A 22,113-nucleotide genomic window follows, 5' to 3' on the forward strand; every position below is an offset into this window, starting at 1 on the left:
GCCAAGGTCAACGCCGCGCCCATCACCTCACTTGAAGTTGCTGAGATGACCATGTCTCACTTTGCGAAGTGGCGGATTCGAATTCTCGAAAAACCCGCACAACAATATGAATATATTATCGTATATCGAAAGCCGGCGCGATGCGCCGGCTCTCCCATCCGTCAGGCTGCAAGCAGCGTGTTGCGGATGAGGTCGAGGACCTTCTCCGATTCAATACCGGTGCAGACGACCTGGCTCGGCAGCCCATCCCAAGCGCCGTCAGGCGGAAAACGCCGGGCGTCCGGCCTAACGATCGTCTGACCGTCGGCAATGCCGCCGCAGACGACGCGCACCGCACCCGAGATCGACGAGAACAGCTCCGGCACCACGACATAGACGCAGGCGCAACTGTCATGCACCATCATGCCGTCTTCAACCGCGTGCTTGTAGAAATCGATGTAGGACTGCGAGAGCGCGTCGAGCTGCTTGACTGCTTTGTCACCCCTGGCCGCCATCTCGCCGAGATAGCTGCGGCTCATCGTGGTGATCGCGGTGACGTCGAGGCCGATGACGGCGACCTTCCAGGGCGCGGTCATGACGATGTCGGCAGCTTCGGGATCACCGTGGATATTGGCCTCGGCGACCGGAGAGACATTGCCCGGCACATAGAAATTGCCGCCCATGATGACGACGTCCTTGGCCAGCGTCGCAATCTCGGGATCTTCCTTCAGCGCCAGCGCCAGGTTGGTCATTCGGCCAACGGCGACGAGTCGCACTTCGCCCGGATGGGCGCGCACCGTGTCAATGATAAAGCGATGCGCCGGGCGCGGATCGAGCGGCAGGTCGATCGTCTCGGGCACGTCGATACCACCGAGGCCGTTCTCGCCATGCACCATGGCCGGCCATGGCCGCTCCGCGCGCGCGGAATCGATGGTGACGCTGGCGCCTTTGGAAACGGGTGCCGGGATATTCCATTCGCGCTTGAGGAAGAGCGCATTGCGCGTCGTCGTCTCGACCGAGGCGTTGCCGAAAACCGTGGTGATGCCGAGAAGGTCGATTTCGGGATGACGATGCAGGAAGAGAAGCGCCATGGCGTCATCGACGCCAGGGTCAGTGTCATAAATGACCTTGTGCATGAGATATCCTCTAGATGTGAACCGTGAAGCAGCCGGACGGCGCCGCGCGTTGGCGCCATCATAGCGCCAGAGAATGATGCTGAAAAGTGTGAGCGGTTTTCAGACGACATCATCCTCTATTTTATTGATTTGATACAGATTCTGCGACCCGCTGCGCCAATGCCGCCGTCGCATGCGCAGATTTGATCTTGGCAACGGCAAGCTCGGCCGAGGCGCCCGCTGCCGCTAGTGCTGCCGCCTCCGCAACGCCATGGCAGCCGACGCGGGCAAAGACGATCTCCGACGGGTTCTTCAGCCGCGGCGTCTCCCCTTCCAGCCGTGCGGCGGTAAAGAATACCGCCGGCACCGAGAAATGCGCCGCCACCGCAAGCACCGCCGGCTCGTTCTTACGGGTATAGATCGAGGCAACGGCCGCCAGTGCCTCCCCGCTGACCCCGGCCTTACGAAGCGCCTGTTCGGCTAGAGCCAGCACCTCCTGTGCCGGTGCACCACGCTCGCAGCCGAGCCCGAGCACCAGGCGCCGAACGATGTCGAATCGGACTTCATCCATGACGAACAGCCCACAAAGATTCCAACAGAGACTCTCTCACGTGAATGTTTAGCGCAGAGCGCGAGGCCCACAACGTTGCCCGCGCGCTTTGCCGACGGGAGCCGGTCCTGATGTTCAGAACTCCACGCCCGGCTGGCCCTTGATGCCGGAGCGGAAGGGGTGTTTGACGAGCTCCATCTCGGTCACCAGATCGGCGATGTCGATCAATTCTTCCTTGGCGTTGCGCCCCGTCAGCACGACGTGTGTCATGGCCGGCTTCTCGCTCTTCAGGAAGGCGACGACATCGTTGATATCGAGGTAGTCGTAGCGCAGTGCGATATTGATCTCGTCGAGCAGCACCATGGAATTGCGCTCGTCGCGGATCAGCTCCTTGGCCTTTTCCCAGGCAGCCGACGCTGCGGCGACATCGCGGGCGCGGTCCTGGGTTTCCCAGGTGAAGCCCTCGCCCATCGTGTGGAACTGGCAGAGATCGGAGAAATGCTTCTCGATCAGGTCGCGCTCGCCGGTCCACATCGCGCCCTTGATAAACTGCACGACGGCCGACGGCTTGCCGTGGGCGATATGGCGGAAGATCATGCCGAAGGCGGCAGACGACTTGCCTTTGCCCTTGCCGGTGTGAACGATGATCAGGCCCTTGCCATCGGTCTTGGTCGCCATGATCTTGTCGCGCGCGGCCTTCTTCTTCGCCATCTTCTCGGCATGGCGGGCGTCGTCCTTGCCAACTCCGCCTTCTGCGATCTCGCTATCCGGGGTCTCGTCGCTCATTGGGTCACCTCATTCTGTTGTCTGGCTAGAGCATGATGCCGAAAAGTGTGAGCGGTTTTCGGACGACATCATGCTCTATTTTTTTGATTTAAGTCGAACCGGGCCGAATTGCTGCGCGGCGTCCAGAGACTGCGGTCGATCGCTTCGAGCAGCCGCTTCTTCATCTCGCCAAATGCCGCCGGGTTCTTCTCGATCATGAAATCGCGCACGCCGGGATCGGCGACGAAGGCCTGGTAAACCGCCTCGAAATGATGTTCGCCGACCGCACCTGTCGTTGCTGCGAAGGCAAAGAGATAATCGACGGTGGCGGCGATCTCGGCTGCCCCCTTGTAGCCGTGGCGCATGACGCCCGCGATCCATTTCGGGTTGACGACGCGCCCACGCACGACGCGGCCGATCTCCTCTTCCAGCGAACGGATTACCGGCTTTTCCGGTCTGGAATGGTCGTTGTGATAGATCGAAGGGCGCGCGCCGGCGAGCTGCTCGGCGGCGGCGGCCATGCCGCCCTCGAACTGGTAATAGTCGTCGCTGTCGAGCAGGTCGTGCTCGCGATTGTCCTGGTTCTGGATGACAGCCTGCACCGAGCGCAGCCGCTCCTCGAACAGGCCGCGTTCGGCCCTGCCCTCCTCGCCGGCACCATAGGCATAGCTGCCCCAGACAAGATAGGCCTCGGCGAGATCGGCGCGCCGCTCCCAGCCCTTTTCATCGATCAGCGCTTGCAGGCCGGCGCCGTAAGCGCCGGGTTTCGAGCCGAAAACGCGGTAGCCCGCCCGGCGTTTTGCCGAGACTTCGTCGAGGCCGGCGGCACCAAGCCTTGCCGCCTCGCCGCGCATGCGCTCGGCAATGGGATTGTCGGCAGCATCCTCCTCCAGCGCGCCGACGGTGCGGATCGCCTTGTCGAACAGCGCGATCTGCTCGGGAAAGGCATCCCGGAAGAAGCCGGAAATGCGGAGCGTCACGTCAACGCGCGGCCGCTCGAGCATTGCCGGCGGAACGATCTCGTAGCCGGTGACACGGCGCGAACTCATGTCCCAGAGCGGCTTGACGCCGATCAGCGCCAGCGCCTGGGCGATATCGTCGCCGCCGGTGCGCATGTTCGACGTGCCCCAGGCCGTTAGCCCGAAGGAGACAGGCCATTCGCCGTGATCCTGCACATAGCGGCGCACCAGCAGCTCCGCCGATTTCTTGCCGAGTTCGTAGGCAGCCGGCGTCGGCACGGCGCGGCTGTCGACGGAGTAGAAATTCCGTCCGGTCGGCAGCACATCGGGCCGCCCGCGCGTCGGCGCGCCGGAGGGTCCGGGCGCGACAAAGCGGCCGTCGAGACCGGCGAGCAGGCCTGCGATCTCGGCGGGGCCGCAGGCGAGAATGGAGGGTTTGAGGCGGGTTTCGATTTCGGAGAGCACCACCCGTGTCGCCTTCCAGTCCTCGGGGCATTTGCTCTCGCCGGAAACGAACTTCGCCGCCAGCAGTTCGATGCGCTCGACGGTGTCGCCGTTGGTTCGCCATGGGGTATCGAGGAGGTCAGCGAGGATCTCAGAACGTGGCCCGGTCCAGATGGCGGCCATGTCGGTGTCGAGAGGGTCGAAAGAAGGCCCCTCCCCAACCCCTCCCCACAGGTGGGAGGGGCTTGCTGGGCGCCCCGTCTCAACATCCGCTTTGGCAATACGGGCTGCAGCAAGCGCAGAGGTAAGTCCCTCCCCCTTGTGGGGAGGGGTTGGGGAGGGGTCCTTCAGCTGGGAGAGATCTTTCACCGCATCTCCAGCAATCGCCCGCTGCAAGCTCGCATCACCGCCCTCGCCAAGCCCGCGCGGCACCCGCGCCAGCGCCACAGTGAGGTCGGTCAGCAGCCGCCCCTCGGGCGAGACCCCAAACACATGCAGCCCATCGCGGATCTGCATTTCCTTGAGGTCGCAGAGATAGGCATCGAGCTTCTTCAGCGCCTCGCCCTCGCTTTCGCCCTTGGCGATACCGGCATCCCGGTCGAGACCGATATCGGTCACGAGATCGAGGATCTGGCGGCTGAGCAGCCGGATGCGGCGGGGATCGCCGCCGGATGCCTCGTAATATTCGTCGACCAGCGCCTCCAGATCCTTCAGCGGCCCATAGCTCTCGGCCCGCGTCAAAGGCGGCGTCAGATGATCGATGATCACAGCAGCACTTCGGCGCTTGGCCTGCGTACCCTCGCCCGGATCGTTGACGATGAAGGGATAAAGGTGCGGCAGCGGTCCGAGGATCGCCTCGGGATAACAGCTTTCAGACAGCGCCAGCGCCTTGCCCGGCAGCCATTCGAGATTGCCGTGCTTGCCCATATGGATGACGGCATGCGCACCGAACTCGCGGCGCAGGAAAGCGTAGAAGGCGAGATAACCGTGCGGCGGCACGAGATCCGGCGAATGATAGCTCTCTTTCGGATCGATATTATAGCCGCGCGCCGGCTGGATGCCGACGAGGACCTCGCCGAAGCGCGCGAAGGGCAGGGCGAAGACGCCCTCGCGAAAATACGGATCGTCTTGCGGGCTTCCCCAGCGGGCTCTCACCTCATTCTGAATCTTGTTAGGAAGAGATTCCAGGAAGCTGTGGTACGAACTCAGGGAAAGCGTCTCGCGGATGATCTTTCCGTCGGAACCGGAATTGGTCGGCCCTTCCATCAGATGGCGGATCAGCACATCGCCGTCGGCGGGAATCTCGGCGACCGGATACCCCGCCGCCCGCATGGCGCGAAGCACCTCGATGGTGCCGGCTGGCGTATCCAAGCCGACGCCGTTGCCGAGCCGACCGTCGCGGTTCGGATAATTCGCCATGACGAGCGCGATGCGCCGGTCGCCGGCGGAAGTCTTCCGCAGCCGTGCCCAATTGCCGGCGAGCTCCGCCGTATAACGCACACGGCCGGCGTCGGCCTGGCTGGCGACGATATTCGTCTCGACGGCAGCATCGTAGCGCGCCGCCGTCTTGAAAGAGACCGCCCGCGCCAGCACCCGACCGTCGACTTCAGGCAGCGCCACGTTCATGCCGAGATCGCGCGCCGACAAGCCTTGCGAAGAAGCCGCCCATGCCTCCCTCGACGAGGCCGACAGGATCGCCTGCAGCACGATCGCCTCATTCGCCTCCAGCACCGTCGGCTGCCGGTCCGCCCCCGGTGCCGAGACCGCAAAGCCCGTCGTGTTGATGACGACATCAGGTTTCAGCGCCGAAAATACGCTTTCGAGAATGCCTGTCGAAACCGGATCTTTGAGACTATAGGCAAAGACCGGCAGCGGCCGCAGGCCGAGTGTCATCAGCGCTTCGATCAGAGCTTCGATCGGCCCAGTCTCGCCGCTTTGGACGAGGGCGCGGTAGAAGCTGATGGCGACGATGGGTTGGGATCCTGCGTCTGCCACCGGGTTCGGGATACCCCCCTCTGTCCTGCCGGACATCTCCCCCACAAGGGGGGAGATCGGCAAGTCGCTAGGGCTTCGCACAAGAGAAACGTTGGAGGATGCCGCACCTTCGGCCGAGGAGATGGAGCGAGACTTCTCATCCCTGATCTCCCCCCTTGTGGGGGAGATGTCCGGCAGGACAGAGGGGGGTGCCACACCCAAAGACATCTGTGCAGGCGTCGCAACAGTCCGCCGCCACGCCTCGACCCCGATCACCCCCCGCCGCGGCCACCAAATACCTGCCTTCATCAGCGGCACCGCCGGCGCCGGCTTTTCGCCATCCGCCAGCATCGCCTCGGCATAATCAAGAAACGCCTGCGTATTGGCATCGCCGCCCTCGATCAGATAGGCCCAGAGCGCATTGAGATCGTCGAGATCAACATTAGAGAACGGCACCAGCCCCGCATCCGGCCTGGCATCGCCCGGCAGCACGGCGATCAGGGCACCGGCGCGGGCGGCTGCCGCATGCAGCGCTTCCAGCGCATAGTGGAAATAGCTGGCGCCGCCGAGCGCACGCACGATGATCATCTTCGCATGCCGCGCGGTGCGCTCGACATAGGTGTCGACCGACATCGGGTGCTTGAGGCTCATCAGGCTGGCGAGTCGCAGCGAAGGTGCTGTCCGGCGATCGCGATAGGCGGCGGCGATCGCGGCAAGCTCGCTGTCGGCCGCCGACAGAAACAGGATATCGCCCGGGGACTGCCCGAGGTCGATTGCCTCCTCACCGTCGCTGATCGTCCCTTGTTGAGCCAGAAGCAGATGCATCGGGTTACGCCAGCGCTTCGATCGCCGCCCTCACCGCGCCCTGATCCATTTCGTGCAGGCCGATGACGACGAGCCGCGTGGCGCGCTTTTCGCCAGTTGCCCAGGCGCGGTCGAAATAATGGTCGATGCGGCTGCCAACGGCCTGGAGTTGCAGGCGCATCGGCTTGCCCGAGACGTCGACGAAACCCTTGAGGCGCAGCACGTCATGGGCTGAAATAACAGTCTTCAGGGACTCGATGAAGCCAGCGGGATCGGCAACAGAGGCAAGCTCGACAACGAAGCTGTCGAATTCGTCATGATCGTGCGGCGCACCGTCCTCATGCTCCAGCTCGTGATGCGACTTGCGATTGGCGACATCGTCCTCCGTGCCGATGCCGAGGCCGAGCAGGATGCCGGCCGACACCTCGCCATTCCGTGCTTCGATCATGACCGGCTTACGGACGGTGCGGGAAGCGACCTCGTCGCGCACCCTGATAAGGCCGGCAGCATCGATCAGGTCTGTCTTGTTGAGCACGATGAGGTCGGCGCAGGTGAGCTGATCCTCGAACAGTTCCTCGATCGGGCTTTCGTGATCGAGCGATTCATCCTCCGCGCGGCGCGCATCGACCGCATCATGGTCGTCGGCAAAACGGCCGGCGGCGACGGCGGCGCTGTCGACCACCGTAATGACGCCATCGACGGTCACCTGGGTGCGAATATCGGGCCAGTTGAAGGCGGCGACCAGCGGCTGCGGCAGGGCAAGGCCCGAGGTTTCGATGACGATATGGTCGGGCCGATGTTCGCGTTCCAGCAGCTTGGTCATCGTCGGGATGAAATCGTCGGCGACGGTGCAGCAGATGCAGCCATTGGTGAGTTCGATGATGTCGTCCTCGGTGCAATTCTCCGCACCGCACCCCTTCAACACATCACCGTCGACGCCGAGATCGCCGAATTCGTTGATAATAAGCGCAATCTTCTTGCCGCCGGCATTGGTGAGCAGGTTGCGGATCAGCGTCGTCTTGCCGGCGCCGAGGAAGCCGGTGATCACGGTTGCGGGAATCTTCTGCTGGTTCACGGACTTAACCCTTCATTTTCAACGGCAGGCCTGCCGCGATGAAATAAACTTCGGCGGCCTTCGCCGCGATCGATTGGTGCAAGCGGCCGACATGATCGCGAAAATCCCGCGCCATGCGATTGTCGGGCACGATGCCGAGGCCGACCTCGTTGGAAACGAAAACGAGCCGCGCCTTCGCGGCAGGCAGAAAATCGGCAAGGGCAGCAAATTCCGCCGCCATGTCCCGCTCCTCCATCATCAGATTGGTGACCCAGAGCGTCAGACAGTCGACGAGCACGATGCGCCCCTCGCCGTCAATGGCGGTGAGCTTGCCGACGAGATCGAGCGGCTCCTCATGCGTCGTCCAGGACGGGCCGCGGTCGGCCTGGTGTCGGGCGATGCGCGCCTGCATCTCCTCGTCCCACGCGCGGCCGGTCGCGAGATAGTGGCGATCCAGATCGGTCGCGGTGACGAGGTCTTCGGCGAAACGGGATTTGCCGGAACGTGCGCCGCCGAGGATGAAGACGGTGTTGGATGGGGAGGCCGTCATGCGAAAGCGGCCTCCAGAGGAAACGCAACGTTCCACCACGCTCCCTCATTCCTGTGCTCGTCACAGGAATCCAGCCACGGCGCGTCCGCGCCGTGAATGACTCTGTGCTGTCGTGAAATGATTCTTTCGCGCCCAAGGACTTGGGCGCACTGGATTCCTGTGACCAGCACAGGAATGAGGGAGGAGAGGAAAGTGCCTCGCACATGCACCGAGCCACAGGTCTCAACCCGTCTTTCGATCCCCCCTCGCGAATGAGAGGAAGCGAGGCGCCCCCGCACATCTCTTCTCCCCAGCGGGGAGAAGGTGCCGGCAGGCGGTTGAGGGGGTGAGCGGCGAAGCCGCGAATGCACTGAGCGCAAGCGAAGGGCAATGATGAAGGGCGTGCCGTGCGGCCTCCTCATCCGACCCTTCGGGCCACCTTCTCCCCGCCGGGGAGAAGAGGAAGCAAATAGCGCCGCACCAGGCCGCGCCGAATTCAATCGTTCAGCCAAGACAACCTCCGTGCTGGCAACGGGCATAGTGCCCAGGTGTGGGCTTCTCGCCCGGCACGCATGGCAGGTCTCCTGGCTCGCGGTTATCGGCCGCGATCGGGGCAGACCGGAAACCGGTCGCCCTGATCGTGCCAGCGGATCATCCTCGCCTTCCCGGCCGCATCAGTGAAAAGGTGGACGATTCGTAGACTTGAGAGGCGTCCGACCCCGGTTGATCACCATGCATTTCCAGTGGCTTTTCCGGCATATCGCCTATCCTGCCCGCTTGCATGATTGCAAGCCGCCGGCCGGAAGGGCTTAGTGCCGGATGGAAGACCCTGACCGCTCTACAGTCGCGGGGTCGGCTGTGATGAAGGCGCCCGGCTTGGGTCCGCCCCGTCACATTCCCTTTTCATCCGGAAGGGCGTAACACCGATCCGGAACCATCCGTTATGTCAGGATGGTCAATCGACCATCCGTTATCGGGATGGTTAGGCAAGCGCAGGGGTGAAGTCAACCGACCTTGGCGGTCGACCAGTTGACGGCCAGCCGGTATGCTTGCTCCAACACGACTTACTCTACCTAAACATCGTCATTTATCAGAGACTTACGTCACAAATATTTATCCCGCCCGCCGAGTTTTCGCCGCAATTGCGTCGCAAGCGGACTGCGCGATCATCTCCGCCCTTGACCGGGCCTCTCCCCGCCTAGTTGTCTAGCCATGCTTATGAAATTGGATCGGCGCCGTTTCCGCGCGCTGCGTGTTTTCTTCGATCCGGGACGCCTGCGGGCGCTGACCCGCCGTAGCGAGGTCGGCCTGTCGCTGGCGGGCGCCGTCGTCGGCATCATCTCGGGTCTTGCCGTCACCGGCATGAGCTACGTCTCCAACGAGCTGCATCAGCTGGTCTTCGGCATCGCCGACAGCGAACGGCTGAGCGCGTCCGAGATCGAGAGCAAGATGCTGCTGCTCACCGCCCCCGTCATCGGCGGCGCCCTGCTCGGCCTGTTGCTTCTAGTGCTGGCGAAACGGCGCAAGAAGCCGATGGTCGACCCGATCGAGGCCAATGCGCTGCATGGCGGCCGCCTGTCCCTGACCGACAGCATCATCGTTGCCGTGCAGAACCTGATCTCCAACGGTTTCGGCGCCTCGGTCGGCCTGGAGGCCGGCTATACCCAGCTTGCCGCCGGCCTCGCCTCGAAATTCGGCCTGAAGCTGCAGCTACGCCGCTCGGACCTGCGCACCCTGGTTGGCTGCGGCGCGGCGGGCGCCATCGCCGCCGCCTTTAACGCGCCGCTGACCGGTGCTTTCTACGCTTTCGAGCTGATCATCGGCTCCTATACGATCGTCTCGCTGACGCCTGTCGTCGTCTCCGCCCTTGTCTCGACTCTGATCGCAAGGCTGCTTGCCGGCAGCGATTTCACCATCGATATCGGCAGCTTCGGCTCGGTCGTGCCGGCCGATTATATCCCAGCGCTGCTGCTCGGCACTTTCTGCGCCGGTGTCGGCATCCTGATCATGCAGGGCGTCGCTTTTGTCGAGGAGCTGGCGCGCAAGAGCTCAATCGCCCCACCCTTCCGTCCGGCACTCGGCGGCATCATCGTCGGGCTCTTGGCTATGATCTCGCCGCAAGTGCTCTCGGCCGGCCACGGCGCGCTACATCTCAATCTTTCCCGTGAGGTGGCAATCCCGACGCTAATCGGCCTTTTCCTCTTGAAATCCTTCGCCTCGGCGATCTCGATCGGCTCCGGCTTCAGGGGTGGGCTATTCTTCGCTTCGCTGTTCATGGGCGCGCTGCTCGGCAAGCTCTTTGCCTATTGTGGCCCCTACTTCGCCGATGCGACGCTGACGCCCGTCATCTATGCCGTGGTCGGCATGAGCTCGCTTGCCGTCGCCGTCATCGGCGGGCCGCTGACCATGACGTTCCTGGCGCTCGAAATCACCGGCGATTTTCCGATCACGGCGCTGGTGCTCGCTGCCGTCATCACCTCCTCCCTCGTCGTGCGCTCGACCTTCGGCTACTCCTTCGCCACATGGCGGTTCCATCTGCGCGGCGAAAGCATCCGCAGCGCCCACGACGTCGGCTGGATCCGCAATCTGACGGTCGACAAGCTGATGCGCGCCGACGTCAAAAAGGCGAAGGCGGGCATCACGCTGGAGGAATTCAAGCAGGCCTTCCCGATCGGCTCGACCCAGCGCGTCATCCTCGTCGAGGAGAGCGACAAATATGCGGGCTTGGTGCTGGTGCCGGAGATTTACGCCAACCCGACCGACGCTCAGGACGAGGGCAAGACGCTTGCCGATTTCATCCACTACCGCAACGACTTCCTGCAGCCGCAGATGAATGCCAGACAGGCGGCGGCGATCTTCGACAAGAGCGAAAGCGAAGCGCTCGCCGTCGTCAACAACCTGATCGAACGCAAGGTGATCGGCCAGCTCAGCGAAAGCTTTACGCTGCGCCGCTACAGCGAAGAACTCGACCGCCGCCGCCGCGAGGTCTCCGGCGAGATCTAAGCCGCTATGATCCGGGGCCGGCGAGCTTGAACACCTCTGCCCGCTTCGAAACGCCGCGCAATTCAAACGAACCCAGATACTCGCAGGCCACGGCGCAGGTGGTCGCGAAGCTCTCCGACATCAGCAGGTCTTGCTCTAGCGTGCCGCAGAGCTTTTCAAGCCGCGAGGCCTCGTTGACGGCCCTGCCGATCACCGTGAAATCGAGCCTGCCGCGGGCGCCAACGTTCCCGTAGAAAACCTCGCCGAGATGAAGGACGACATCGACGCCGATATCGGGGCCGCCGTTTTGCGTCCGCTCGCGGTTCAGCGCCTCGTTTGCTTTCAGCAGATTCTTCGCGGAAGCCAGCGCGGCCATGCAAGCCTTCTGTGGGTCGTCGGCGTCGGTCGGAAAGATCGCCAGCACGCTGTCGCCCATGAACTTGAGGATTTCGCCGGAATTTTCCTCGACATGCCGATCGATCAGCTCGAAATGTTCGTTCAGAAACCCGACGATCTCGCCGGGTTGATAGACCTCGGTCAAGGCAGTGAAATTTCTGAGGTCCGCAAGCAGGATCGCGGCATTGATGGAACCGCCCGTTCCCCTCTGGGTCTCCCCGGCCAGGATGCGCGCGCTCGTTCTGGCGCCGGTATAGACCGCGAGGATATCGGTGGCGGTTTTCGATGCCGCCACACGGTAAGCCGCCAGCCCCAGCGCTGGGACAAGCGCTTTGACTGTTGCCAGCTGATCATCGGAAAATCCGCCCGGCGCATCGCTGGTCAGCGAGAAGCCGAGCCCGCGTAGCGCGACTTCCTTCGGGAATTCGAAAAGGCTGACCACGTGGTCCGTGCCGCCGGCGAGCGCGAATTCCTTGAGCTGCGGATAGTCGAAACCTTCACCCTTCGCCAGTATCCAACGCCCCGTTCTTTCGCCGCGGCTCAACAGGTAGAATATCGGCGTTTTCTCGAAATTGCGCTCTTCCACGCTGCCATGCGCCGCATTTTCAAGGACCGTTGCACCGCCCCGGATGAAATTGGCCGAAACGCCGCGATACATAGGGTGAATGGATGGCATAGTGATGCTGGCCCTCCAGATGGGAAAGCCGTCCGCGATCAACCGGTCGCACAGGCCGGCGACGAGATCGCCAATATGCTCACTAGTGATTCCCTGTTCTATAAGCCACTGAATATGATCGTTAATTTTTGAATCTCCACATGACCGACGCAGTCTATCGTCGGAAATCGGGCAAATGGACGGCGATGACCAACGGGGGCGTTGCACGTCAACCAATAGTCGAGTCAGGCAGATATTTCTAGCCACGGACTCCGGCAACGACAACCACAGGCCAGAGGGAATGATACCTGCCGTTGCCGTCATTCGCCTGCCGACGAAGGGCAACGGAGAGTGCTGCAGAAATGAAGACGGTGCCGTAGCGCCTACGAATATCTCACATCCTGACCGTCATGCCGCCGTTGACCGTCAGCACATCGCCGTTGACGAAGGAAGCGGCGGCGCTTGCGAGAAACAGCGCCGCGCCGGCGATCTCGTCTGGGCGTCCCCAGCGCTGGACCGTGATGCGCTGGCGCACGAAGGGCATCAATTCCTCGTTCGCAGCCATCGCCGCATTCGTCTCGGTAGCAAACCAGCCGGGCGCAATCGCGTTGCTGGTGATGCCGTCCGGGCCGAACTCGACCGCCATGCCGCGCATCAGTCTGGTCAGTCCCTTCTTTGCTGCAGGGGGAACGCGGCGCGCCGCCACGATTCTCTTCTCCCCATCGGGAGTAGGTGCCGGCAGGCGGTTGAGGGGGTGAGCGGCGGAGCCGCGAATGCGCTGAGCGAAAGCGACGGGCAATCAATGACGTAGTGCCGCATCGCCCCCTCATCCGACCCTTCGGGCCACCTTCTCCCCGCTGGGGGGAAGAGGGAGCCAGCCGCGATCTTTGTCATCCCACAGACTAGGAACGATGCGGCAGCCGCCCACGACACACCCAGCCTAGCCAATCAACCCGGCCAGCCAGCGCGGATCGAGAAGACGTTCCAATTCTCCGGCGATCTCGTCGAGCGCCTGCTCGACGCTCTCGCGGTAATTCCTCCGCTCGCCTGATAGGCCGAAGCTTTGAAGCAGTCGGGCGCGGTAGGCGTCGCTGCCGAAGAGCCCGTGCAGATAGGTGCCCATGATCCGGCCGTCGGCCGACAGCGCCCCGTCGGGCGCGCCGTCGATGATTACCGAAGGCCGATTGCAATCCGGGCCGCGGGTGATGCCGAGATGGATCTGGTAGCCGGCGAGCGGCGCGTCATATTCGGTCGAGCGGGCTTGGCTGTTGCGCACGGTCTTTTCCGGTGCCATCTCAGTCTCGATGTCGAGCAGCCCGAGCCCCGGCGTCTCGAGCGTCCCGCCCTCGATGCCGAGCGGGTCGCGCACCATGCGGCCGAGCATCTGATAGCCGCCGCAGATGCCGATCACCCGGCCGCCGCGCCTGACATGCGCCTGGAGATCGCGGTCCCAGCCCTGCGCCCTGAAGTCAGCGAGATCCGATATCGTCGATTTCGAGCCGGGAAGCACAACGAGGCTCGCATCGGCAGGTATCCGCTCGCCTGATCGCACGAACACCAGTTCGACATCCGGCTCGGTCCTCAGCGGATCGAGATCGTCGAAATTGGCGATGCGCGGCAGCACCGGCACGGCGATCTTCAGCGCGCCCGCCCCGCCCCTCGCCAGCCGTTCGAGCACAACCGAATCTTCGGCCGGCAGGCGCGCAGCCCCCCTCAGCCACGGCACGACGCCAAAACACGGCCAACCGGTAAAACCCTCGATGGCGCGGATGCCCTCGTCAAACAGCGAGACGTCGCCGCGGAACTTGTTGATGATATAGCCTGCAATCATCGCCCGGTCGCCATCATCGAGGATCGCATGCGTGCCGACCAGCGAGGCGATGACACCACCGCGGTCGATATCGCCGATAAGCACGACCGGCACGCGGGCACGCGTCGCAAAGCCCATATTGGCGATATCGCCGGCCCTGAGATTGATCTCAGCCGGCGATCCGGCGCCCTCGACGATGACGAGATCGGCGCCATCGGCCACTCTTTCGAAGCTTTCGAGCACGGCGCCGAGCAACTGAGGCTTCAGCCGCTGATAATCGCGTCCTTTCGCCTGCCCAAATACCCTGCCCTGCACGATGATCTGGCTGCCATTTTCCGATTGCGGCTTGAGCAGCACCGGGTTCATGTGCACTGTGGATGGCGCCCGCGCGGCCAACGACTGCAGCCACTGCGCCCGGCCGATCTCGCCGCCATCATCGGCGACCGCCGCATTGTTCGACATGTTCTGCGGCTTGAACGGCCGGACGGTCAGCCCGCGATTGGCCGCCAACCGGCAAAGGCCCGCAACCAGAACCGTCTTGCCGACATCGGAGCCGGTCCCCTGCAGCATGATCGCTCTTGCCATGATGGCCCGCATTCGCCTCTCGTTCAGGCGAGGCCTACAATGGGCGGCAACCTCGGGTCAAGCTTGGCTCGGGTCAAGACTTGGCCCGGCGCAAGACTTGGCTCGGTGCAAGTTCCCACGCAAACGCGAAAACCGCGCATGGCCTTGGCTCTGCGCGGTTTGCCGAAAACTCAGGCGTCTTCGCCCTTACACGGCGAAGCTCGCTTTCTCCGGTACGCACTACCTGAACCGGAGAAGCGGCGGTCATTGCTGCCACGCCCCAACTGATAACGGCACATTCTTACCGGAGAGTTATTGAAGGCTTACGCAAATGTTAATTTTGATCTTTTTTGACATTCTCGCCAAAATATCTGCCGAAAATCCGCCGCCGGTCGCGAAGAGCGTGTATTTCGCCGGAGGGCGCCATTTTCGGGATGCTGACATAAATTCTTCGAATTCAATAATTTAGTCACGCAACCATGAGCAGAAGATGGTTGATTTCTGCGAGCGAACGCGTAGGCTTCATCAAAATGCTCCATTATTGAACATGGCATGCCCATGAACCGGAAAGCCTGTCGCGGTATCGCCCGGCAGGCATTGTCCCTTCGGGTGCCGGAGAGATTTGGCGGTGGATTTCAGAGCCTGCGCGTCCGCCTAAGAAGAATTCGGGGAATGACGATGAAGACGTTTCTGATTCCGGCCGTCTTTGCGGCGGCTCTTTCTACCGTCGCGCCGGCTGAAGCCGCTGAGTGCGGCAGCGTTTCGATCGCCGAAATGAAATGGGCCTCGGCAGGCATCGCGGCGAGCTTCGACAAGATCATCCTGGAAAAGGGATACGGCTGTTCGGTCACCATTGTCGATGGCGACACTCTGCCGACTTTCGCCTCGATGAATGAGAAAGGCACCCCCGACATCGCCTCGGAATACTGGATCAATTCCGTCAGGTCCCTGCTCGATCAGGCCGTCAACAGCGGCCGGTTAGTGGAGGGGGCCGAAATCCTGGCTGACGGCGCCGTCGAGGGTTGGTGGATTCCGAAATTTATCGCCGACGCCCACCCCGACATCCGCTCGGTCGAAGACGCGCTGAAACATCCCGAACTCTTCCCCGCCGAGGACGACCCATCGAAAGGCGCAGTTTACAACTGCCCCGCCGACTGGAGCTGCCAGATATCGACCACAAATCTGTTCAAGGCGCTTGCCGCCGACAAGAAGGGCTTCGAGCTCGTCGAGACCGGCAGTCCCGAACGGCTCGATGCATCGATTGCCCGCGCCTTCGACAACAAGGTCGGCTGGCTCGGTTATTACTGGGCGCCGACCGCCATCCTCGGCAAATACGACATGACGCGCCTGAGCTTCGGCGTCGGCCACAACAAGAGCGAATGGGACCACTGTACCGCAGTTGCCGGCTGCGCCAGGCCCGAGGTCAACTCCTACCCCGTCTCGCGCGCCTTCACACTGATGACCAGGTCCTTCGCCAGCCGCGCCGGGCCTGTCACGACCTATCTCAAGACCCGCAAATGGGACAATGCGACGATCAATCAGGTGCTCGCCTGGCAGGACGAAAACCGCGAAAGCAATGAGGGTGCCGCGATCTATTTTCTTCGCAATTACGAGAGTCTGTGGACCAAATGGGTGCCGGTCGATGTAGCCGAGAAGGTCAAGGCGAGCTTATAACGGCAAGAACACGATCAAGCATGGACGATTCGATGATTCCCTTTCCCGACCGCGATACCGTTGCGGAAAAGCTCGCTGCGCTGTCGGAGACCGACAAGTCGTATCTGGCGCTGCTCATGGAAAACGCTGCCCAGGACGAGAACCTGCTCGACGGCCTGCGCCGCCATCTCGATCTTGCCGCCGGATCGCGTTTCCTGAACTCGCTGAAGCTCGAAAATCTGGGAATCTGGCTCGGAACCCAGGCGCCGGAACGGTTGCAGATCCGGCTGACGGAAGCTGCCCGCTCCAGCCAGCATCCCGCCTACCAGGCCTTCCGGACCGGTCTCGACCGATCCGGCGGGCTGGAAAAGGCTTATCCCTCAGTCACCCCTTAGAATGATCCGAACTCGGTCATCTGATCCGGCCCCGGCCGATATCTGATCCCGCGGTCAATATCTGATCCGGCAATCCTCGGAAGAAAGCTGAATCGTCATTACTTCTTCGCGGCGCGGTCAACCGAGCGGCCGGCATCCTGCGTGGCGTTCACGGTATTTGCCGTATCCTTTCCTATGCCGCGGATCGTGTTGCCGCAGGAAGAAAGGGCAAGAAGAACCATCAAGGCTGCGGCAATTTTGGCCGTTGTCGTCATCTCGGATATCCTTGTTTGAAATCAACCCCGAACGGCGACAATTGCCGTCCCGCGCCAATAACGCACGACAAACCAAAAGGTTCACTGGCTATGATGCTGCTAGGCGGCGACCGCTTTCGCTCTCTCGGCAAAGGCGCCGCGAATGCTGTCGGCCACCGTCTCGATCGGCCCCGATTCCTGCGAGGCGGTCAGCAGGCGGATATCGAAGGCGCCGAGCTCCGGCAGCCCTTCCTGAGGCCCGAGGATCGCCATGTCCTCGTTGACATAGGAAAGCGGCAACGGTGCGATGGCGAGATCGGAAAGCACGGCGGCGCGCTGCGCCATCGTGTGGCCGCTGAGATAGGCGACGCGATAATGCCGCTTGTTGCGTTCGAGCTGCGAGAGCGCTTCCTGGCGCCAGATGCAGCCATCCTCCCAGATCGAGATCGGCAGGGGATCGCGGCGATGCGCCGAACCACACTTGGCGCCGGCCCAGACCAGACGCTCGCGGAACACCACCTCACCGCCCGTCGGGAACGGCCGTGTCGCACAGTTGATCAACGCCAGGTCGAGCCGTTGCTCCTCCATGCGCTTCTTCAGCCCCATGCTCATGTCGATCGTCACGTCGACCATGATGCCGGGATAGCTCTCGGCGAAACTCTTCAGAATACTCGGCAGCAGCCGTTCGCCGATATCCTCCGGCGCGCCGAGCCGCACGACGCCGCTGAGCTCCGGCATGATGAAGCGCGACACCGCTTCGTTCGACAGCGCCAGGATGTTGCGGGCATAGGACAGCAACATCTCGCCATGGCGCGTCAGCGAAACCGAGCGTGCGTCGCGCAGAAACAGTGTCGCACCAAGCTGCTCTTCAAGTTTCTTGATCTGCATCGACACCGCCGACGGTGTGCGGAAGACCGCCTCGGCGGCGGTCGAAAAATTGCCCGTCTCGGCGATGGCAACAAAGGTGCGCAATACATCGTTGTCGAGCAGCGGAATGGGACGGCGAAAGGGAATGCTCATCGTCGCATCTTTCAATTTTTCTGATTTATAACCCCATATCATTTTGTTTGATTGAATGTCAATTGAACCCGATATTTCGCGTGTCGGCAGCAAAATGCAGCCAAGGAGGCCCGACATGTCTCAAACAAGCATGTGGAATATCGTACAGGCCCTTTCCGCATTCAAGGCGCAGAGACGCAGGGATGCCAACCATGAGCATGCGCTCCGGGAGTTAAGGCGCTTTCCGCCACATCTGCTGGCGGATTGCCAGCGCGAAATGGAGTTGACCCTCCCGGAGCGCCGCGCATGCGATGGGACGCGGTAGAGACGCTTCATCGTTTTGAATTCGCTGAGCTGGCCAGATTGATGCCGGTCCACTTGCGACGTCCGCTCGACCTGCGCCGCAGCGGCCGAACGGCGATCACAGCCCGCCCAGCAGTTTGAACGCAATGATCCACATCGTGAAAGCGACGAGCGTTTCCAGCACGCGCCAGGATGAGGGTTTCGAGAAGATCGGCCGCAGCCGTGTAGCGCCATATCCGAGCGAGAAGAAGAACAGGAAAGAACCCGTCACCGCCCCTGCCGCAAAAGAAGCCTGCTCTCCGGGATATCGTGTCGATATCGTGCCGAGCAGCACCACCGTGTCGAGATAAACATGCGGATTGAGCCAGGTGAGTGCGAGGCAGGTTGCCAGCGCCTGCCGGAAGCTCAATGGCTTGGCTTCCGCGGCCGTGAGAGCGGTGGACGACCGCAAGGCGGAATAGAGGCTTCTTGCCCCGTACCAGACCAGAAATACGGCTCCGCCGTAGCGCATGACGGGATCGAGCCAGGGCATCAACCCAGCGATTTGCTGAAGGCTGGTCACGCCAAGCACGATCAGCGCGGCATCCGATACCGCGCATGCGAGGCAGATGGCGAAGACATGTTCGTTGCGCAAGCCCTGGCGGAGAATGAAGGCGTTCTGCGCACCGATGGCGACAATCAGGCTGAGGCCCATCATCAGGCCGGTTCCATAAATCGAAAAATTCATCGCTTCGGCCAACGCCCCTCATTTCGGTGATGTTGCGCTATCGCGATTGGGAGAATTAGGCTAATTAATCCACCTTACTCCAATAAAGTAAAACTAATCCATGCTCGACTATCCCGCTCTTCGCGCAGTTGCGACCATTGTCCAGACAGGCAGCTTCGAAAGAGCCGCGACCGTGCTGAACGTTACGCCTTCGGCCATTTCCCAGCGCGTGAAGCAGCTCGAGGAACGTCTCGGCGTCGTCCTCATCGTCAGAGGCACGCCGTGCACGGCGACGGAAAAGGGAGAATGGCTCTGCCGCCATATGGAGAATGTCAGCATGCTCGAAGCAGAACTCTTCGGGCAGCTGCCGGCACTCGTCGATCCCGACGAACCCCGCCAAAGGGTCACGCTTCAAATCGCGACGAACGCCGACAGCCTCGGGACGTGGTTCGTCGAGGCCATGGCGAATTTCACCAGGAGCTCTTCCTATCTGCTGAACGTCGCCGTCGACGACCAGGACCATACCGCCGAATGGCTGCGGCGTGGGCGTGTGATCGCCGCCGTCACCAGCCTGGAAAAGCCGGTCCGCGGATGCCGGCGTTTTGCACTCGGCGTTCTCAGATACCATGCGACGGCAACCCCCGACTTCGTCGCCCGTCACTTTCCGCATGGCGTGACATCAGAGGCAATCCGCAGCGCCCCGGCGCTAACCTTCAATCAGAAGGACAGGCTGCAAAGCAGCTGGATCAGGCGGATGTTCGGACACGATCTCGACCACCCCACCCACTGGCTGCCGTCGCCGCAAAGTTTCGTCGAGGCCAGCCTCTCCGGCATGGGCTGGGGAATGAACCCGACCCAGCTGACCCGCGAGCATCTGTTATCGGGACGGCTGGTGGAGTTGGTTCCCGATACGCCGTTGGACGTCCCGCTCTATTGGCAGATAAACCGCTTTGCCGCCGATCGCTTGGCGGAGCTGACACGGGAGGTCATCAAGGTCGCGAAACGCAATCTCTGAGGCGTCACTCATCTCGGGGACCGAGTGCGCTTTTGTCAGACGTAAGCGGTGCGGCTGCCGAACTCGCAGGTCTCTACGCGAATAGCGCTCTCCTATGCTATGGCGATGATCTCCAGTTCCTGGCCGCCTGTCTCCACCATATCCCCAACAGCCTTGCCCATCAGGAGCCGCGCCACCGGGGAGACATAGGAAATGGACCCGGCCTTCGGATCAGCCTCGTCCTCTCCGACGATGCGATAGGTCTGCACACGCCCGTCGTCACGACGGAAAGTCACCGTGCTGCCGAAGGCGACGGTATCGATTGACGTAGGGGCAGGAATGAGCTGAGCGGTGCGAAGTCTTGCGGCTAAGTAGCGAAGATCACGCAAGGGATTGGCCGTCTGCCGCCGCCGTTCGTTCACGTCTTCGATTGGGGTCGCAGTATCATAGGCCTCGCGAGCCTGCTGGAACTGCAATTCCAGAGCTTTCAATCCCGCTTCCGTGACGAGGTTCGGATGCGGCGAGATCGGACGATCGGGCAGCAGGGTTTCCGAAGCGGTTTCGAAACTCTCTTCCTTGGTGAAAGCGACGGCCAATCTCGGACTCCGTTTTAGCGCGATGCGGTCTCGTAGCTGATGGGCGATTGCCCAGATCTCTGTTGGAACCATACACCGACTGCAGACGAACCGCCAATCGGGCCCATCGACGGCCGCTTTTCCTGTCACGCCCCCAACTTGGAGCGTTAGGAACGTCCTGCGCCGCATGGCGTTTATACCACGGTGCGCCGTGGCGCATCGTATACACTCTGATAACCACGGCCGAGGAGGAGCAAATGCCCGGCGAGCAGCGAGAGGGCCAGGACAAAGTCTGGACCAAAACATGCCTCCGCTCCTGACGGATGCCATGCCGCTGACGCCAGGCTGGTGGGATATCGGCGCGCGGATCATGCTGACATTGATTGCCGGCGGCCTCATCGGCCTTGATCGCGAGCGCGGCGGTCATGCGGCAGGTTTCAGAACCACGATCCTGGTGGCGCTTGCCGCCTGCCTGGCGATGATCCAGGCAAACCTTCTTCTGTCGACATACGGAAAGACGCCTGGCTCGTTCACGCAGATGGACGTGCTGCGCTTTCCGCTCGGCGTCCTGACGGGCGTCGGCTTCATCGGCGGCGGAGCGATCCTCAAACGCGGCGACATACTGACCGGGGTCACGACGGCGGCGACCTTGTGGTTCATGACGGTGGTGGGCCTCTGTTTCGGCGGCGGTCAGATCCTGACCGGCATCGCGGCGACGGCGGTTGGCTTTATCGTCCTGTCGCCCTTGAAGCGGCTGGACACATGGCTGCGCTGCGAACAGAAGGCGACGCTTGTCGTCCGCGCCTCGAACGGCAATATCCCCGACCTATCGGGAGTACTGAATCCGCTCAGATGCCATGCAGGCCTCCTGTCACTCCACCGAACCGCCGATAGCGGCGCCGAGGTGACGTTCGAGCTGCGATGGCTCGCCAGGGACCCAGACGCATCGGCACGCGCGATCCTGAACGCGCTTTCGAACACGCATGAGGTCGCGGATTTCTCCATGAAGACGACCACGACATGAGCTTCACGGTGACACGCCGGCGGCGGTTCCACATCTCTCATTTCGAAACGTGCTGAGGTTTGCCCTTCCTCTTGGTTGAGGCAAATTCCTCGAGCTGTTTCTCGCTCATGGATTCGACCATCTGTTTCGAGGCGCCTCTGAGTTCGCTCTTGGGCGTCTCGCCACGCTTGGCCGAAAGCGCGGCGCCTGCCGCCTTCTGCTGGGCCTTGGACTTGGCTGGCATATCGATCTCCTTTTGCTTGGCGGGCTCCGTTAAGTGCCTGATGCCGAAAAATGTGAGCGGTTTTCGGACGAGATCATGCTCTGATCATTCTGTTCAAGGAGGCTGCGGCCCGCGAGCCGCAGCCGACAGGCTGTCAGTTGATGGTGGCCCACTGGCTTCGGACATCCCTGGCGTTCTTCGACAGGTGGACGTGGGCGTCCACATGGTCGACCCAATCGAGCGGGATCAAGTGGTGCTTGCCATCTCCCGAGTCGGTCTTCGTCAGCTTGATGCGCGTGGGGCCGTCGAGATGATCGACTGTGCCGACATGGGTGCCGTCGGCAGCCCGAACTTCCATATGTTCACGGATCTGATCTGCGGAAATCATCGTTTCCTCCTTTGCATCATTGTCAGATACGAAGCGGCAACGACGTGGAGCGGACTTGGTT

Annotated in this window: 21 protein-coding genes and 1 riboswitch; of the genes, 6 read left to right on the top strand and 15 right to left on the bottom strand. The window is 62.1% G+C overall.

Annotated features, from left to right (window positions below):
• Positions 1–161: 161 nt before the first annotated feature.
• From ACIPSK_RS11135 to cobU, 6 genes are all read right to left on the bottom strand, one after another.
• Positions 162–1,115 carry a nucleoside hydrolase gene (locus ACIPSK_RS11135; RefSeq protein ID WP_162119647.1) on the bottom strand — a complete coding sequence of 318 codons (954 nt, stop codon included), beginning with the start codon at positions 1,113–1,115 and terminating at the stop codon, positions 162–164.
• A gap of 121 nt (positions 1,116–1,236) precedes the next feature.
• A complete protein-coding gene (locus ACIPSK_RS11140; RefSeq protein ID WP_017964673.1) occupies positions 1,237–1,665 on the bottom strand; it encodes a cobalamin biosynthesis protein in 429 nt (142 codons plus the stop codon).
• Between the two features lie 114 nt (positions 1,666–1,779).
• Positions 1,780–2,430, bottom strand: coding sequence for a cob(I)yrinic acid a,c-diamide adenosyltransferase (cobO, locus tag ACIPSK_RS11145; protein ID WP_017964674.1), 651 nt, complete (start codon positions 2,428–2,430; stop codon positions 1,780–1,782).
• Between the two features lie 68 nt (positions 2,431–2,498).
• Entirely contained in the window at positions 2,499–6,611 is a 4,113-nt protein-coding gene (cobN, locus tag ACIPSK_RS11150) for a cobaltochelatase subunit CobN (protein ID WP_446532927.1), read from the bottom strand.
• Between the two features lie 4 nt (positions 6,612–6,615).
• Positions 6,616–7,665 (bottom strand): cobalamin biosynthesis protein CobW, encoded by a 1,050-nt coding sequence (gene cobW, locus ACIPSK_RS11155; protein ID WP_162117283.1) that lies wholly within the window; start codon positions 7,663–7,665, stop codon positions 6,616–6,618.
• A gap of 4 nt (positions 7,666–7,669) precedes the next feature.
• Positions 7,670–8,194: a bifunctional adenosylcobinamide kinase/adenosylcobinamide-phosphate guanylyltransferase gene (cobU, locus tag ACIPSK_RS11160; protein ID WP_162117284.1), complete on the bottom strand. Its 525-nt coding sequence runs from the start codon at positions 8,192–8,194 to the stop codon at positions 7,670–7,672.
• A gap of 536 nt (positions 8,195–8,730) precedes the next feature.
• A riboswitch (cobalamin riboswitch) is annotated at positions 8,731–9,127 on the bottom strand.
• A gap of 258 nt (positions 9,128–9,385) precedes the next feature.
• Between cobU and ACIPSK_RS11165 the strand changes: the two genes are divergently transcribed.
• Positions 9,386–11,176, top strand: a complete 1,791-nt coding sequence (locus tag ACIPSK_RS11165; RefSeq protein ID WP_162117285.1) for a chloride channel protein — start codon at positions 9,386–9,388, stop codon at positions 11,174–11,176.
• A gap of 4 nt (positions 11,177–11,180) precedes the next feature.
• Here the strand turns inward: ACIPSK_RS11165 and ACIPSK_RS11170 are convergent, their stop codons facing one another.
• The 3 genes from ACIPSK_RS11170 to ACIPSK_RS11180 form a co-directional block, all read right to left on the bottom strand.
• Positions 11,181–12,269, bottom strand: a complete 1,089-nt coding sequence (locus ACIPSK_RS11170; protein ID WP_032985101.1) for an adenylate/guanylate cyclase domain-containing protein — start codon at positions 12,267–12,269, stop codon at positions 11,181–11,183.
• Positions 12,270–12,600: 331 nt separating this feature from the next.
• Positions 12,601–12,948, bottom strand: a complete 348-nt coding sequence (locus tag ACIPSK_RS11175; protein WP_281410324.1) for an SDR family oxidoreductase — start codon at positions 12,946–12,948, stop codon at positions 12,601–12,603.
• Positions 12,949–13,146: 198 nt separating this feature from the next.
• Positions 13,147–14,601, bottom strand: coding sequence for a cobyric acid synthase (locus ACIPSK_RS11180; protein WP_162117413.1), 1,455 nt, complete (start codon positions 14,599–14,601; stop codon positions 13,147–13,149).
• Between the two features lie 651 nt (positions 14,602–15,252).
• Here ACIPSK_RS11180 and ACIPSK_RS11185 point away from each other — a divergent pair.
• Positions 15,253–16,254 (top strand): glycine betaine ABC transporter substrate-binding protein, encoded by a 1,002-nt coding sequence (locus ACIPSK_RS11185; protein WP_210254187.1) that lies wholly within the window; start codon positions 15,253–15,255, stop codon positions 16,252–16,254.
• A 20-nt stretch (positions 16,255–16,274) separates the two neighbouring features.
• Positions 16,275–16,628, top strand: coding sequence for a hypothetical protein (locus tag ACIPSK_RS11190; RefSeq protein ID WP_162117287.1), 354 nt, complete (start codon positions 16,275–16,277; stop codon positions 16,626–16,628).
• A 98-nt stretch (positions 16,629–16,726) separates the two neighbouring features.
• On the opposite strand, the gene ACIPSK_RS11195 is transcribed toward ACIPSK_RS11190, so the two are convergent.
• Together ACIPSK_RS11195 and ACIPSK_RS11200 are read right to left on the bottom strand one after the other, a co-directional pair.
• Positions 16,727–16,882 (bottom strand): entericidin domain-containing protein, encoded by a 156-nt coding sequence (locus tag ACIPSK_RS11195; protein WP_003540537.1) that lies wholly within the window; start codon positions 16,880–16,882, stop codon positions 16,727–16,729.
• A 99-nt stretch (positions 16,883–16,981) separates the two neighbouring features.
• Positions 16,982–17,923: a LysR family transcriptional regulator gene (locus ACIPSK_RS11200; RefSeq protein WP_210254188.1), complete on the bottom strand. Its 942-nt coding sequence runs from the start codon at positions 17,921–17,923 to the stop codon at positions 16,982–16,984.
• A 73-nt stretch (positions 17,924–17,996) separates the two neighbouring features.
• Here ACIPSK_RS11200 and ACIPSK_RS11205 point away from each other — a divergent pair, with 73 nt between their 5' ends.
• Positions 17,997–18,185 carry a hypothetical protein gene (locus ACIPSK_RS11205; RefSeq protein ID WP_162117289.1) on the top strand — a complete coding sequence of 63 codons (189 nt, stop codon included), beginning with the start codon at positions 17,997–17,999 and terminating at the stop codon, positions 18,183–18,185.
• A 96-nt stretch (positions 18,186–18,281) separates the two neighbouring features.
• On the opposite strand, the gene ACIPSK_RS11210 is transcribed toward ACIPSK_RS11205, so the two are convergent.
• The gene (locus ACIPSK_RS11210) at positions 18,282–18,890 is read right to left on the bottom strand and encodes a LysE/ArgO family amino acid transporter (protein ID WP_162117290.1); all 609 of its coding nucleotides are present in this window, start codon (positions 18,888–18,890) and stop codon (positions 18,282–18,284) included.
• Positions 18,891–18,990: 100 nt separating this feature from the next.
• On the opposite strand from ACIPSK_RS11210, the gene ACIPSK_RS11215 reads away from it, so the two are divergent.
• The gene (locus tag ACIPSK_RS11215; protein ID WP_162117291.1) at positions 18,991–19,884 is read left to right on the top strand and encodes a LysR family transcriptional regulator ArgP; all 894 of its coding nucleotides are present in this window, start codon (positions 18,991–18,993) and stop codon (positions 19,882–19,884) included.
• Positions 19,885–19,976: 92 nt separating this feature from the next.
• Here ACIPSK_RS11215 and greA read toward each other — a convergent pair whose 3' ends face one another.
• Positions 19,977–20,459 (bottom strand): transcription elongation factor GreA, encoded by a 483-nt coding sequence (greA, locus tag ACIPSK_RS11220; protein WP_162117292.1) that lies wholly within the window; start codon positions 20,457–20,459, stop codon positions 19,977–19,979.
• 283 nt (positions 20,460–20,742) lie between these two features.
• Here greA and ACIPSK_RS11225 point away from each other — a divergent pair, with 283 nt between their 5' ends.
• On the top strand, positions 20,743–21,462 hold the full coding sequence (locus ACIPSK_RS11225; protein WP_162117293.1) for an MgtC/SapB family protein: 720 nt from the start codon (positions 20,743–20,745) through the stop codon (positions 21,460–21,462).
• A gap of 37 nt (positions 21,463–21,499) precedes the next feature.
• On the opposite strand, the gene ACIPSK_RS11230 is transcribed toward ACIPSK_RS11225, so the two are convergent.
• Both ACIPSK_RS11230 and ACIPSK_RS11235 read right to left on the bottom strand, forming a co-directional pair.
• On the bottom strand, positions 21,500–21,685 hold the full coding sequence (locus tag ACIPSK_RS11230) for a DUF3008 family protein (RefSeq protein ID WP_017964692.1): 186 nt from the start codon (positions 21,683–21,685) through the stop codon (positions 21,500–21,502).
• A 133-nt stretch (positions 21,686–21,818) separates the two neighbouring features.
• On the bottom strand, positions 21,819–22,052 hold the full coding sequence (locus ACIPSK_RS11235; protein ID WP_017964693.1) for a DUF2171 domain-containing protein: 234 nt from the start codon (positions 22,050–22,052) through the stop codon (positions 21,819–21,821).
• Positions 22,053–22,113: the final 61 nt, after the last annotated feature.

It is taken from the genome of Rhizobium sp. LARHSG275, assembly GCF_052871115.1.

Bases quoted from the DNA above. Each gene is read 5' to 3' on its own strand.
- ACIPSK_RS11135 (WP_162119647.1), bottom strand. From the start codon at position 1,115: ATGCACAAGGTCATTTATGACACTGACCCTGGCGTCGATGACGCCATG.
- ACIPSK_RS11165 (WP_162117285.1), top strand. From the start codon at position 9,386: ATGCTTATGAAATTGGATCGGCGCCGTTTCCGCGCGCTGCGTGTTTTC.
- cobN (WP_446532927.1), bottom strand. From the start codon at position 6,611: ATGCATCTGCTTCTGGCTCAACAAGGGACGATCAGCGACGGTGAGGAG.
- cobU (WP_162117284.1), bottom strand. From the start codon at position 8,194: ATGACGGCCTCCCCATCCAACACCGTCTTCATCCTCGGCGGCGCACGT.
- cobO (WP_017964674.1), bottom strand. From the start codon at position 2,430: ATGAGCGACGAGACCCCGGATAGCGAGATCGCAGAAGGCGGAGTTGGC.
- ACIPSK_RS11185 (WP_210254187.1), top strand. From the start codon at position 15,253: ATGACGATGAAGACGTTTCTGATTCCGGCCGTCTTTGCGGCGGCTCTT.
- ACIPSK_RS11235 (WP_017964693.1), bottom strand. From the start codon at position 22,052: ATGATTTCCGCAGATCAGATCCGTGAACATATGGAAGTTCGGGCTGCC.
- ACIPSK_RS11225 (WP_162117293.1), top strand. From the start codon at position 20,743: ATGCCTCCGCTCCTGACGGATGCCATGCCGCTGACGCCAGGCTGGTGG.
- ACIPSK_RS11200 (WP_210254188.1), bottom strand. From the start codon at position 17,923: ATGATATGGGGTTATAAATCAGAAAAATTGAAAGATGCGACGATGAGC.
- ACIPSK_RS11210 (WP_162117290.1), bottom strand. From the start codon at position 18,890: ATGAATTTTTCGATTTATGGAACCGGCCTGATGATGGGCCTCAGCCTG.
- ACIPSK_RS11190 (WP_162117287.1), top strand. From the start codon at position 16,275: ATGGACGATTCGATGATTCCCTTTCCCGACCGCGATACCGTTGCGGAA.
- ACIPSK_RS11230 (WP_017964692.1), bottom strand. From the start codon at position 21,685: ATGCCAGCCAAGTCCAAGGCCCAGCAGAAGGCGGCAGGCGCCGCGCTT.
- ACIPSK_RS11180 (WP_162117413.1), bottom strand. From the start codon at position 14,601: ATGGCAAGAGCGATCATGCTGCAGGGGACCGGCTCCGATGTCGGCAAG.
- ACIPSK_RS11215 (WP_162117291.1), top strand. From the start codon at position 18,991: ATGCTCGACTATCCCGCTCTTCGCGCAGTTGCGACCATTGTCCAGACA.
- ACIPSK_RS11205 (WP_162117289.1), top strand. From the start codon at position 17,997: ATGTCTCAAACAAGCATGTGGAATATCGTACAGGCCCTTTCCGCATTC.
- ACIPSK_RS11195 (WP_003540537.1), bottom strand. From the start codon at position 16,882: ATGACGACAACGGCCAAAATTGCCGCAGCCTTGATGGTTCTTCTTGCC.
- ACIPSK_RS11140 (WP_017964673.1), bottom strand. From the start codon at position 1,665: ATGGATGAAGTCCGATTCGACATCGTTCGGCGCCTGGTGCTCGGGCTC.